The sequence below is a fragment of the Mycobacterium sp. NGS29 genome, assembly GCF_059812965.1.
The window spans coordinates 24,270-36,479 of sequence record NZ_JCALDR010000002.1; the positions used below are offsets into that span (position 1 = coordinate 24,270).

The 12,210-nt window shown below is 70.3% G+C and carries 10 protein-coding genes; 7 read left to right on the top strand and 3 right to left on the bottom strand.

The window, feature by feature from the left end:
- Positions 1-116 precede the first annotated feature (116 nt).
- Positions 117-2,663 carry an ATP-dependent chaperone ClpB gene (gene clpB / locus AC5Y5Z_RS02460; protein ID WP_463825507.1) on the top strand — a complete coding sequence of 849 codons (2,547 nt, stop codon included), beginning with the start codon at positions 117-119 and terminating at the stop codon, positions 2,661-2,663.
- Here clpB and AC5Y5Z_RS02465 read toward each other — a convergent pair.
- Both AC5Y5Z_RS02465 and AC5Y5Z_RS02470 read right to left on the bottom strand, forming a co-directional pair.
- Positions 2,629-3,438 carry an enoyl-CoA hydratase/isomerase family protein gene (locus AC5Y5Z_RS02465; protein ID WP_463825508.1) on the bottom strand — a complete coding sequence of 270 codons (810 nt, stop codon included), beginning with the start codon at positions 3,436-3,438 and terminating at the stop codon, positions 2,629-2,631. The genes clpB and AC5Y5Z_RS02465 overlap by 35 nt on opposite strands.
- An 11-nt stretch (positions 3,439-3,449) precedes the next feature.
- Complete coding sequence (locus AC5Y5Z_RS02470) at positions 3,450-6,356, bottom strand: PE family protein (protein ID WP_499923198.1); 2,907 nt, start codon at positions 6,354-6,356, stop codon at positions 3,450-3,452.
- 290 nt (positions 6,357-6,646) lie between these two features.
- On the opposite strand from AC5Y5Z_RS02470, the gene ttfA reads away from it, so the two are divergent.
- Genes ttfA through AC5Y5Z_RS02500 form a run of 6 tightly spaced genes read left to right on the top strand, consistent with a single transcriptional unit; the run spans position 6,647 to position 11,534 of the window.
- Positions 6,647-7,501, top strand: coding sequence for a trehalose monomycolate transport factor TtfA (gene ttfA, locus AC5Y5Z_RS02475; protein WP_463825510.1), 855 nt, complete (start codon positions 6,647-6,649; stop codon positions 7,499-7,501).
- A gap of 6 nt (positions 7,502-7,507) precedes the next feature.
- Entirely contained in the window at positions 7,508-8,320 is an 813-nt protein-coding gene (locus tag AC5Y5Z_RS02480) for an SDR family NAD(P)-dependent oxidoreductase (protein ID WP_499923199.1), read from the top strand.
- Positions 8,307-8,846: an orotate phosphoribosyltransferase gene (gene pyrE / locus AC5Y5Z_RS02485; RefSeq protein ID WP_499923663.1), complete on the top strand. Its 540-nt coding sequence runs from the start codon at positions 8,307-8,309 to the stop codon at positions 8,844-8,846. Before AC5Y5Z_RS02480 ends, pyrE begins: the two co-directional genes overlap by 14 nt.
- Before the next feature lie 9 nt (positions 8,847-8,855).
- Positions 8,856-9,764: a hypothetical protein gene (locus AC5Y5Z_RS02490; protein ID WP_499923201.1), complete on the top strand. Its 909-nt coding sequence runs from the start codon at positions 8,856-8,858 to the stop codon at positions 9,762-9,764.
- Complete coding sequence (locus AC5Y5Z_RS02495) at positions 9,761-10,405, top strand: TrmH family RNA methyltransferase (RefSeq protein WP_499923203.1); 645 nt, start codon at positions 9,761-9,763, stop codon at positions 10,403-10,405. Before AC5Y5Z_RS02490 ends, AC5Y5Z_RS02495 begins: the two co-directional genes overlap by 4 nt.
- A 16-nt stretch (positions 10,406-10,421) precedes the next feature.
- Positions 10,422-11,534 (top strand): glycoside hydrolase family 76 protein, encoded by a 1,113-nt coding sequence (locus AC5Y5Z_RS02500; RefSeq protein WP_499923204.1) that lies wholly within the window; start codon positions 10,422-10,424, stop codon positions 11,532-11,534.
- Here the strand turns inward: AC5Y5Z_RS02500 and AC5Y5Z_RS02505 are convergent.
- Positions 11,517-12,206, bottom strand: a complete 690-nt coding sequence (locus AC5Y5Z_RS02505; protein WP_463825516.1) for a VTT domain-containing protein — start codon at positions 12,204-12,206, stop codon at positions 11,517-11,519. The genes AC5Y5Z_RS02500 and AC5Y5Z_RS02505 overlap by 18 nt on opposite strands.
- Positions 12,207-12,210 lie beyond the last annotated feature (4 nt).

Genomic DNA, 12,210 nt, shown 5'->3' on the forward strand with positions numbered 1-12,210 from the left:
CGGGTCCCGTGACGGCCCGGCAGACATTAAGTTAGAGTTGAGCGGAACAGACTCAACCTTGACGGCGTTGGACTACGCGACGAGATTTTGAACTACGTATCAGAAACGGAGGTGTCGTGGACTCTTTCAACCCGACCACCAAGACGCAGGCGGCTCTGACGTCGGCACTGCAGGCGGCATCGTCCGCGGGCAACCCCGAAATCAGGCCGGCCCATCTGTTGATGGCGCTGCTGACCCAGAACGACGGGATCGCCGTCCCCCTGTTGGAGGCTGTCGGTGTCGAGCCCGCCGCCATCCGCACTGAGACCCAGCGACTGCTGGACCGGTTGCCGCAGAGCAGCGGAGCCAGCTCGCAACCCCAGCTGTCCCGCGAGTCGCTGGCGGCGATCACCACCGCTCAGCACCTGGCCACCGAGATGGACGACGAGTTCGTCTCCACCGAGCACCTGCTGGTCGGCCTGGCCACCGGTGACTCCGACGTCGCCAAGGTGCTTACCGGCCACGGCGCGTCGCCGCAGGCGTTGAGTGACGCGTTCGTCAAAGTGCGCGGCAGCGCGCGGGTGACCAGCGCCGACCCCGAAGCCACCTATCAGGCGCTGGAGAAGTACTCCACCGACCTCACCGAACGCGCCCGCGACGGCAAACTCGACCCGGTCATCGGGCGCGACAACGAGATTCGTCGGGTGGTGCAGGTGCTGAGCCGCCGTACCAAGAACAACCCGGTGCTCATCGGTGAGCCCGGCGTCGGCAAGACCGCGATCGTGGAGGGTCTCGCCCAGCGCATCGTCGCCGGCGACGTGCCGGAAAGCCTGCGCGACAAGACCGTCGTCTCCCTGGATCTCGGATCGATGGTGGCCGGCGCCAAGTACCGCGGTGAGTTCGAGGAACGACTCAAAGCCGTCCTCGACGACATCAAGAACTCCGCCGGGCAGATCATCACGTTCATCGACGAGCTGCACACCATCGTCGGCGCCGGTGCCACCGGCGAATCGGCGATGGACGCCGGCAACATGATCAAGCCGATGCTGGCCCGCGGCGAACTGCGACTGGTCGGCGCGACCACGCTCGACGAGTACCGCAAGTACATCGAGAAGGACGCCGCGTTGGAGCGCCGTTTCCAGCAGGTGTTCGTCGGCGAGCCGTCCGTGGAGGACACCGTGGGCATCCTGCGCGGCCTCAAGGACCGCTACGAGGTGCACCACGGCGTGCGGATCACCGACTCCGCGCTGGTGGCCGCGGCCACGCTGTCCGACCGCTACATCACTGCGCGTTTCCTGCCGGACAAGGCGATCGACCTGGTCGACGAGTCCGCGTCGCGGCTGCGGATGGAGATCGACTCGCGTCCGGTGGAGATCGACGAGGTAGAGCGGCTGGTCCGTCGGCTCGAGATCGAAGAGATGGCGCTGGCCAAGGAGGAGGATGCCGCCTCACGCGAGCGACTGGAGAAGCTGCGCGCCGAACTGGCCGACTACAAAGAGAAGCTGGCCGAGCTGACCACCAGATGGCAGAACGAGAAGAACGCCATCGACGTCGTCCGCGAACTCAAGGAACAGCTGGAAACGCTGCGCGGCGAAGCCGAGCGTGCCGAGCGGGACGGCAACTACGAAAAGACCGCCGAACTGCGCTACGGCCGCATCCCTGAGCTCGAAAAGAAGCTCGACGCGGCGATCCCGCAGGCCGAGGCCCGCGAGAACGTGATGCTCAAGGAGGAGGTCGGCCCCGACGACATCGCCGACGTGGTGTCGGCGTGGACCGGCATCCCAGCGGGGCGGCTGCTGGAAGGTGAGACCGCCAAGCTGTTGCGCATGGAAGACGAGCTGGGCAAGCGCGTCGTCGGGCAGAAGAAGGCCGTGCAGGCCGTGTCCGACGCGGTGCGCCGCAGCCGGGCCGGGGTAGCCGACCCGAACCGGCCCACCGGCTCGTTCCTGTTCCTCGGACCGACCGGTGTCGGTAAAACCGAGCTGGCAAAAGCGTTGGCGGACTTCCTGTTCGACGACGAACGCGCCATGGTCCGCATCGACATGAGTGAGTACGGCGAGAAGCACTCGGTGGCTCGGCTGGTCGGTGCGCCGCCCGGCTACATCGGTTACGACCAGGGTGGTCAGCTGACCGAGTCGGTGCGCCGCCGGCCCTACACCGTGGTGCTGTTCGACGAGGTGGAGAAGGCCCACCCGGATGTGTTCGACGTGCTACTGCAGGTGCTCGACGAGGGCAGGTTGACCGACGGCCAGGGCCGCACGGTGGACTTCCGCAACACCATCCTGATCCTGACCTCCAACCTCGGCTCCGGTGGCACCGAGGAGATGGTGATGGCGGCGGTGCGTTCGGCGTTCAAGCCGGAATTCATCAACCGCCTGGACGATGTGCTGATCTTCGACGGCCTCAACCCCGAGGAGCTGGTGCAGATCGTCGACATCCAGCTGGTCCAACTGGCCAAACGACTCGCCCAGCGGCGGTTGCAGCTGGAGGTGTCGCTACCGGCCAAGCAGTGGCTGGCGCACCGCGGATTCGACCCGGTGTACGGGGCGCGACCGTTGCGCCGGCTGGTGCAGCAGGCGATCGGCGATCAGCTGGCCAAGATGCTGCTGGCGGGCGACGTGCACGACGGCGACGTGGTGCCGGTCAACGTCAGCGCGGACGGGGACTCGCTGGTCCTCGGTTGATCCGCCCGGTGTCCGTCGCCGCCTGCAGCAGCTGGCGGGCCACCGGGGTGGCGACGGTTTGGCGCAACAGTTGGTCTTCGATGCGCAGGCCGGTCGGCAGGTCCGCGGACGCGGCGTCCACCGCGAGTTTGGCTGCCGCGATCGCGGTCCCCGGGGCGGCCGCGATCCGGCGGGCCAGCCGGTCGACGAACCGGCGCAACTCGTCGGCCGGCAGCGCCCGATTGAGGTAACCCCAGGCCTGGGCGGTCTCGGCATCGACGTCCAGACCGCCCAGGATCACTTCGAGAGCCCGCGACCGGCCCACCAGCCGCGGCAGCCGCTGGGTGCCGCCACCACCGGGAACGATGCCCACCGACACCTCCGGATGGCCCAAAACCGTTGTGCCGGTTGCCCCGTAACGCATGTCGAAAGCCATGACCAGTTCGCAGCCGCCGCCGCGGCACACCCCTTCGATGACGGCGATGGTCGCTTTCGGCAGGGTTCGCACCCGCTCGGTGAGGGCGTGGAAGAGCGACAACTCCTCATGCAGCCCGACGTCATCGGGTGGCAGGTGCGCGATCAGCGCCACGTCCGCGTGCGCGATGAAGGTCTGCGGGTCCGCCGAGTCCAGTACCAGCACCCGCACCCCGTCATCGGCGGCCACCTCGATGAGCAGCCGGTCGAGTTCGGTGAGCAGTGCGACATCGAGCAGGTTGATCGGCGGATTGTCGATAGACGCCCGGCAGATCCCGTCCCCGGCGGCCACACGCAGCAGCCGATAGTCCCGGTAGTGCATGGACACCTCGCCTATGTTTGTCCGCCGCCGCTTCCGCCGGTACCCGCGGTACCGCCGCTGCCGCCGATGGTGCCGTTCGGGGGCTGACCCGGCCCGCCGGGTCCACCCCCGAGTCCGAGCTCGAGCATTCCGGGTCCGCCGGCGCCGCCGCTGCCGCCGTCCCCACCGGGCCCGCCGCTGCCGGAGTCGGAGTCGCCGCCGTCGCCTCCGGTACCGCCGCTACCACCGTCGCCACCCGGTTCGAGCGGCGTCCCGCGGCCACCGTCGCCACCATTGCCACCCGTGCCGCCGTTTCCGCCGCTGCCGGCACCGATTCCCTGGCCGCCGTCGCCGCCGTCGCCGCCGCCACCCCCGGGCGCGTTGCCCTGGCCTACGGTGCCGCCGTAGCCGCCTTGTCCGCCAGTGCCACCGGCCCCGCCGGGATCACCGGCACCACCCGTGCCGCCGTCTCCGCCGTCACCACCGGACAGCACGGCGGCGTTACCGCCGATACCGCCGTCCCCGCCCTTACCGCCGGTGCCGTTGGTGGCGTTGCCGCCCTCACCGCCCGTGCCGCCGTCACCGGCTGCCGCGTTTGCGGTCCGGCCCTCGCCGCCGGTTCCGCCGTTCCCGCCCTGACCGGCGGTGCCGTTGGCGGCGTCGCCACCTTTGCCGCCGCTGCCACCGTTACCGGCGCTGGTTCCGGTCGACGTACCGCCGTCGCCACCCGCGCCGCCATGACCACCCGCGCCTGCCGTGCCGCGTCCACCGTCTCCGCCGTCCCCGCCGAGGCCGCCGTTGACTGCTCCACCCCCAGGCACGTTCGAGCCGCCACCTGCGCCGCCCTTTCCGCCGTTTCCGCCGGTTACGCCGTCGCCGCCAGCACCGCCTTCGCCTCCTGCGCCGCCCGACCCGCTGGCTGAGAAGAATATGGCGCGACCGCCGTCACCGCCGTCACCGCCGGTTCCGCCCGCTGCCTGGGTGCCGCCCTGGCCGCCGGCGCCGCCGCTCCCGCCGTCACCCCCGCTGCCGTTGCTGGTCGTCAGCGTGCCACCGTTACCGCCTCTGCCACCGTCGCCCGCGGCGAAGGTAACGCCGTCACTGCCCTGGTCGCCTGCCGAAGAGCCCAGCCCGCCGTGCCCTCCGGTTCCCGCCGTCCCGGAGTTGCCTCCGTCGCCGCCGTCGCCACCGGGGCCGCCGATCGGGGTGGCGAAGGTTGCCGAGGTTCCGATGGCACCGTTTCCGCCCTTGCCGGCAACGCCGGCATCTGCGCCGTCACCGCCGTCACCGCCGGCACCGCTGAGCGCCTGCCCACCCACTCCGGTCCCACCCGTCCCGCCGTCGCCGCCGCGGCCGCCGTCACCGCCGGCACCCGCGTCGCCGCCGTCGCCGCCGTCTTGCCCGGCGAGGACGGCGGTGGCTCCTTCAACGCCATTGCCGCCGGTGCCGCCGTGGCCGGCATTTCCGCCGGTCCCGCCCATACCCCCGACGCTGCTCGCGGTGCCACCGTTTCCACCGTCGCCCCCACTGCCGCCATCGCCACCTCTGCCGCCATCGGTGCCGTCTCCGGTCACGGCGGTGTAACCGGCCGACCCGTCGGCCCCGTCGCCGCCGATACCCCCGACCCCACCGTTGCCGTACTTGCCCCCGTCGCCGCCGGCGCCGCCGTCCGCACCGTTGGCGCCCGGGATGGTGCCGTCGGCGCCGGTGCCGCCGGCTCCGCCGTCACCTCCGGTGGTCGGGGAGGACCCGGCAGCTCCGTCTGCACCCCGGGTGGAACCCGCGCCACCGGCACCGCCGCCACCGCCGAGCCCCGGGTCGCCGCCCTTGCCGCCGGCACCGCCGACGCCGGCATTGACGGTCCAGGTGCCGGTGGCGCCCGCCCCGCCGTCACCGGGTGCGTTGCCGGCCCCGCCGGTGCCACCTGCGCCACCGACCCCCTGGGCGGCGGTCTGGCCCAGGACGTTGGTGCCGCCCGCGCCACCCGCGCCACCGTTGCCGCCCTGACCGCCGGATCCGCCGTTGCCGCCGTCGGTGCCGTCGGCGCCGCGAACGGGACCGACGGCGCCGTCGTGCCCCAAACCGCCTGCACCACCCGCGCCGCCCGCCGCACCTGCGCCGCCGATACCGCCGCTGCCGAGCAGGCCGCCGCCTCCGCCGGCACCGCCGTTGCCCCCGCTGCCACCCTGGCCGCCAGTGGCGCCGTCCGGAGCGCCGGCTATGCCGTCCGCGCCGCTCGCCCCGGTCGCGCCGGCCCCACCGTTGCCGCCGACGCCGCCCGTACCGATCAGTCGGGCCGCCCCGCCGGCTCCGCCGTCGCCCCCGGCGCCACCGGGTATCGCGGCGGCACCACCCGCCCCGCCGGCCCCGCCGTTGCCCAGCAGCCAGCCACCGCTGCCGCCGGCACCGCCCGCGGCGCCGGCCCCACCGGTGCCACCGTTGCCGCCGTTGCCGATCAAACCGGCGGCACCACCGGCGCCGCCGGCAACGCCCGGTGTGCTGGGCGAGTAGCCGTTGCCGCCGTTGCCCCACAGCAGACCCCCGGCGCCACCGTTGGGGCTGGCCGCCGTGCCGCCGGCACCGTTGCCAATCAGTGGGCGTCCCAGCAGGGTTTGCGTAGGTGCGTTGATGAGCTGTTCGACCAGCTGAAGGGGAGCGGTGTTCGCGGCTTCAGCTGCGGCGTATGCCCGTCCCGCCCCGCCAAGCACCGCGGCGAACTGGTCGTGATACGCCGCCGCCCGGGCCACCAGGAGCTGGTAGTCGCGGCCATAGTTGCCGAACAGGGCGGCGATCGCCGCGGAGATCTCGTCCCCGGCGGCGGCAAGCACGCCGGTGGTCGGTATCGCGGCGACCGTGCTGGCCTGCGTGACTGTCGAGCGAATGCCGACCAATTCGTCGGCCGCTTGTTGCAGAGCTTGCGGGGTGACCAATAGTGCCATGGTGAATCCATTCAAGAGCGGGGAATTTGTTCGCTGACGGCAGGTGAGCTGCAACGACGTTACTCAGCCCGCCACTGGTTCGTCGGGCTTTTGCCGAATCGGTAGGCCTGACGCATTTCGGCTGATGGCCAAATGAAATTCATGAAATACAGATCAATGAAAATGGCCGTGCAATTCGCCTGCTGCCCGCCCGCCGCACCGTTCCGCCCCGCCGGTCACCGCACCTGTGACGCGGTTGTGACCTGCTCGGATTCTGTGTTCCACCCGCACAACAGATAAGCTGTGCTGCGATGGTCCCGCTCTGGTTCACACTGTCCGCACTGTGCTTCGTCGGTGCGGCGGTGTTGTTGTACGTCGATATCGATCGACGTCGCGGACGCAGCAGACGCCGCAGGTCGTGGGCCAGATCGCACGGGTTCGACTACGAACGCGAATCGACCGACATCCTGCACCGGTGGAAGCGCGGCGTGATGTCGACGGTCGGCGATGTCCCGGCCCAGAACGTCGTGCTGGGCCAGATCCGCGGCGAAGCGGTGTACATCTTCGACCTCGAAGAGGTCGCCACCGTGATCGCGCTGCACCGCAAGGTCGGCACCAACGTGGTGGTGGACCTGCGGCTCAAGGGACTCAAGGAGCCACGGGAAAGCGACATCTGGCTGCTCGGTGCGATCGGGCCGCGGATGGTCTACTCCACCAACCTCGATGCGGCCCGGCGGGCCTGCGACCGGCGGATGGTCACTTTCGCCCACACTGCCCCCGATTGCGCCGAGATCATGTGGAACGAGCAGCACTGGACGCTGGTCGCGATGCCGATCGCCAGCACCCGTGCCCAGTGGGACGAGGGCCTGCGCACCGTCCGTCAGTTCAACGACCTGCTGCGGGTGTTGCCGCCGCTGCCCGCCGACGCAGCCGAGGAGCCCGGCGAACCCGAGAATCTGCGTGCTCCGGGCCGTCCGTTGGCTTCGGCCGCCCGCGCGGAGTTGCCGTCGCGGCGTACGCAAGCCGACCCGGCCGCCGGGATCATGTCTGATCTGGGACGTCGGGCGGCGGAGCCCGTCCGCCGCGAGGAGAGCCGTCCCGAAGGCGCTCCGCGTCCGCCGCGAGCGGGACGCAACGGCCAGCAGGCCAGCAACTACCAGCACTGAGAGTTCATGCCTCGACCTGTTGCGTTGATCACTGGGCCCACGTCCGGAATCGGTGCGGGCTACGCGCGCCGGTACGCCCACGACGGCTACGACCTGGTCCTGGTTGCCCGCGACGCGGTGCGCCTCGAGCAACTCGCCGACGAATTGGCCGCGCAGCCGGGCGCGGTCGAGATCCTGCAAGCAGACCTGGCCGATGCCGACGACCGTGCCAAGGTCGCCGAACGGCTGGCCGCCGGGGTGCGGGTGCTGGTGAACAACGCCGGTTTCGCCACGTCTGACGAATTCTGCGACGCCGACCCCGCAGTCCTGCAACAGCAGCTCGACGTCAACGTCACCGCGGTGATGCAGCTGACCCGGGCCGCGCTGCCGGCCATGCTCGACGCCGGCGCAGGCACCGTGATCAACATCGCCAGCGTGGCCGGCCTGCTGCCCGGCCGTGGGTCGCTGTACCCGGCGTCCAAGGCATGGGTGATTTCATTCACCGAGGGCCTCGCCGACGCGTTGCGTGGTACCGGCGTCGGGGTGCATGCGGTGTGCCCGGGCTACGTGCACACCGAATTCCACACTCGGGCCGGGGCGGACGTGACAAAGGTCCCCGCGCTGCTGTGGCTCGAGGTCGACGACGTGGTACGCGAAAGTCTCGCCGACATCGCTCGCGGCAAGGCGGTCAGTGTTCCCAGCCTCCGATACAAGGCTCTGATCGGTGCCACCGGCGTGGTGCCACGTGGGGTGTTGCGCGCGGCCACCGGACGGTATTCACCCCGCAACGTGATTGCGGCGGTCAATCGACGGATCGGCGGTGGCCGTGGCCGCACCTGAGCGCGCCGAACTCGCCGACCTGGTGCGCCGGCTGTCGGTGGTGCACGGTCGGGTCACGCTGTCGTCGGGCAAGGAGGCCGACTACTACATCGATTTGCGCCGCGCCACCCTGCACCACCGCGCGTCCGCGCTGATCGGCCGGCTGATGCGCGAGCTCACCCACGACTGGGACTACGCGGTGGTCGGCGGCCTGACGCTGGGGGCCGATCCGGTGGCCACCGCCGTCATGCACGCGCCGGGCCGCCCGATCGACGCATTCGTGGTCCGCAAGTCGGCGAAAGCCCATGGCCTGCAACGGCTTATCGAAGGTTCCGAGGTGTCCGGTCAACGCGTGCTGGTGGTCGAGGACACCAGCACCACCGGCGGTTCGGCGCTGACGGCGGTGCGCGCCGTCCAGGATGCCGGCGGTGAGGTGGTCGGCGTGGCCACCGTGGTGGACCGGGCAACCGGTGCCGCGGAAGCAATCCGGGCCGAGGGGTTGCCGTACCGCAGTGTGCTGGGCCTAGCTGACCTGGGGCTGGGCTAGGGTCGCTGCGTGCGCGTCCCGGTGGTGTTGGCCTTCGTGCTGACCACTGTGCTGGCCACGGTGCTCGGCTGTTCGGGCTCGGATCATTCCGGTCGCATCTACGGCGCGTTCCGCGCCCACGTCGGAGAATCGCAGGCGGTGCTGGGCTGGAACGTGTCGGTCACCAACCTGCGCTGGTCCGACGACTATGTGCTGTTCGACGTCGACGCGTCGCCGACCGATCCGCACCAGCCGCACGCCAAGGCCGAAGAACTGCGTTTCGGCCTCTACGGCGCGCTGTCGCATCCGATGGAGTCGACCGGGCTGGGCAGCTGCGACGAAGCGGTCACCAAGGTGTCCGACATCGTCTCGCCGTTGAGAGCGCCACCGGACCGGCTCACCGGCACCGCGTGCCTGGGACCCACGAAGGACCGCAGCGCCGTGCGCGGGGTGTACCTGTATTCGCCGCACGACCGCATCGCCGGCACCGCGGCCGCCTACCCGGCGGCGTTCCCGGTGGGCCTGCTGCCGACCAAGGAGAGCGACACCGGCCTGGTGGTGAAGACCACCAGCGTGTCGGCCTGGCGCGCCGACGGCGTACCGGTGAATCAGGCCCAATTGAGCAACCCCGCGGCGTTCAACGGCAACGGCTACATGTTGTTGGGCCTGCAGGCCGACGCCGAAGGGGCGCGGTATCGCGACGACTCCGCAACGCGGGGCGGGCCGCTGATGCTGACGGCCGCGCCGACGCTACCCGGCAAGGGGTTGAACCCGGGGTGCACGGCCTACGGGTCCTCGGTGCTGCTGCTGCCGGACGCCTCACGGGATGCGGTGCAGGTCAACGCATCCCTGTGCACGCAGGGCGAGATCAACCAGGCGTTGCTGTACGCGACGGTCGCGATCGTCGGCACCCACGCCGCGGTGTGGACCACCAAGTGACCGAGCCGGGGCCCACCGAATGGGGTGCGCCGGCCGCCGGAGTCGGACCGTGGTCCGGGGACCTGCCCGACGACCCCAGATACGACCCGGAGCTGCTGCGCGAAGGCGATTCCCGCAATGTCGTCGATGCCTACCGGTACTGGACCCGGGCGGCGATCGTCGCCGATATCAACCGCCGGCGGCATCCCCTGCACATCGCGATCGAGAACTTCGGTCACGACGCCAACATCGGGTCGGTGGTGCGCACCGCGAACGCGTTCGCCGTCGACACCGTGCACATTGTCGGCCGTCGGCGCTGGAACCGGCGCGGCGCCATGGTGACCGACCGCTACCAGCGGTTGCGCCACCACGACAGCACCGCCGAGTTGATGGAGTTCGCGGCGGGCGCCGGGCTGACCGTCGTCGCGGTGGACAACGTCCCCGGTGCCGCCCGGCTGGAAGGGACCACCCTGCCGCGCCGCTGTCTGCTGGTTTTCGGCCAGGAAGGGCCGGGCATCACCGACGACACCCGCGGCGGCGCGGCGCTCACGGTGTCGATCGCCCAGTTCGGCTCGACCCGCAGCATCAACGCCGGGGTGGCCGCGGGCATCGCGATGCACACCTGGATCCGCCAGCACGGTGATCTCTCCCAGGCTTGGTAGGGCAGGATCGACAGGTATGGACCAGGTATGGGCGAACCGCGCCGCCAGTTCCGAAGCCGCCGTCACGCAACGGAATCTGACCCGGCTGTGGGGTCTGCCCGCCACCCAGCTCGGGGTGGTGGCCTGGCCGTCGAATCGGCACGACCGGCTGTTCGGCACCTGGCACTACTGGTGGCAGGCCCACCTGCTGGACTGCCTGATCGACGCGCAGTTGCGGGACCCGCAGCCGGAGCGGCACACCCGGATCAACCGGCAGGTCCGCTCGCACCGGTTGCGCAACAACTTGCGCTGGACCAACAGCTACTACGACGACATGGCCTGGCTGGCGCTGGCGCTGGAACGGGCGGCCCGCCTGGTCGGGGTGGAGCGCAGCCGCGCGCTGCCCAAGCTGGCCAGGCAGTTCGTCAACGCCTGGATGCCCGAGCATGGCGGCGGCATCCCGTGGCGTAAACAGGACCGGTTCTTCAACGCACCCGCCAACGGTCCGGCGGGCATCTTCCTGGCCCGCTACGAAGGGCACCTGCGGCGGGCGCAGCAGCTGGCCGACTGGATCGACGAGACCCTGATCGACCCTGACAACCACCTGGTGTTCGACGGCATCAAAGAAGGTTCACTGGTCCGCGCGCAATACACCTATTGCCAGGGTGTGGTGCTGGGGCTGGAGACCGAACTGGCCAAACGCACCCACGACGACCGGCACCGGCCGCGGGTGCACCGCCTGGTTGCCGCGGTTGACAGCGAGATGGCGCCCGCCGGTGTGCTGCGGGGGGCCGGGGGCGGCGACGGCGGCCTGTTCGCCGGGATCACCGCGCGCTATCTGGCGCTCGTCGCCACCGACCTGCCGGGGGACGCCGCCGAGGACGTGGCGGCCCGGGACACCGCTGCCAAGATCGTGTTGTCCTCGGCGAAGTCGGCGTGGGAGAACCGCCAGACGGTGGACGGGCTACCGGTGTTCGGCGCGTTCTGGGACCGCGACGCCGAGATACCCGTCGCCGCCGGCAAAGAGGCGCAGTTCGTGGCGGGCGCGGTGAACAGCTCGGAGATCCCGGAGCGAGACCTGTCGGTGCAACTGTCGGGCTGGATGCTGATGGAAGCCGCCCACAGCGTCGCGTCAGTCGGGAAGCACTAGCGGATCGGCCTCGTCTTCGGGCGCCGCCGCAGCGGCCCGGCGTCGGCCGCGAAAGCCTTTCCACGCCGCGATGAACGCCGGGATCATCGACACGAACAGGATGCCCAGGATGATCTTTTCCAGATTCTGGTGCACGAACGGCACGTTGCCCAGGAAATAACCGGCGATGGTGACGCCGCCGCCCCACAGCACGCCGCCGACGATGTCGAAGGCCAGATACACCGGGTAGCGCATGTAGGACACGCCCGCCACCACCGGGGTGAACGTCCGGACGAACGGCATGAACCGGGCCAGGATGATGGCCCACGGTCCGTACTTCTCGAAGAACGCGTGCGACTCGGTCACGTAGTGCTGCTTGAAGAAGCGGGAGTCCTCCCGTTTGAACAGCGCGGGGCCGATGCGCCGACCGATAAAATATCCCGTCTGGTCACCGAGGATCGCGACCACGGCGACGGCCGGTGCCAGCACCCAGATGTCCAGCGTCCCTTTGGCGGCCAGTAATCCGCCGGTGAACAGCAGCGACTCGCCGGGTAGCAGCGGGAACAGCAGACCCGTCTCGACGAAGACGATGACCAGGATGGTCGGCAGTACCGCGGAGGCGAACAGACCCTCCGGGCCGATCCAGAACATCGGGTCCAGGATGCTGCCGGAGGCTACGACGGTAGTGCTCATGATG

What these genes read in the sequence shown, in the direction of transcription:
- AC5Y5Z_RS02465 (WP_463825508.1), bottom strand. Translation starts at nt 3,438, where the DNA reads ATGCACTACCGGGACTATCGGCTGCTGCGTGTGGCCGCCGGGGACGGG.
- AC5Y5Z_RS02470 (WP_499923198.1), bottom strand. Translation starts at nt 6,356, where the DNA reads ATGGCACTATTGGTCACCCCGCAAGCTCTGCAACAAGCGGCCGACGAA.
- ttfA (WP_463825510.1), top strand. Translation starts at nt 6,647, where the DNA reads ATGGTCCCGCTCTGGTTCACACTGTCCGCACTGTGCTTCGTCGGTGCG.
- AC5Y5Z_RS02480 (WP_499923199.1), top strand. Translation starts at nt 7,508, where the DNA reads ATGCCTCGACCTGTTGCGTTGATCACTGGGCCCACGTCCGGAATCGGT.
- AC5Y5Z_RS02500 (WP_499923204.1), top strand. Translation starts at nt 10,422, where the DNA reads ATGGACCAGGTATGGGCGAACCGCGCCGCCAGTTCCGAAGCCGCCGTC.
- AC5Y5Z_RS02505 (WP_463825516.1), bottom strand. Translation starts at nt 12,206, where the DNA reads ATGAGCACTACCGTCGTAGCCTCCGGCAGCATCCTGGACCCGATGTTC.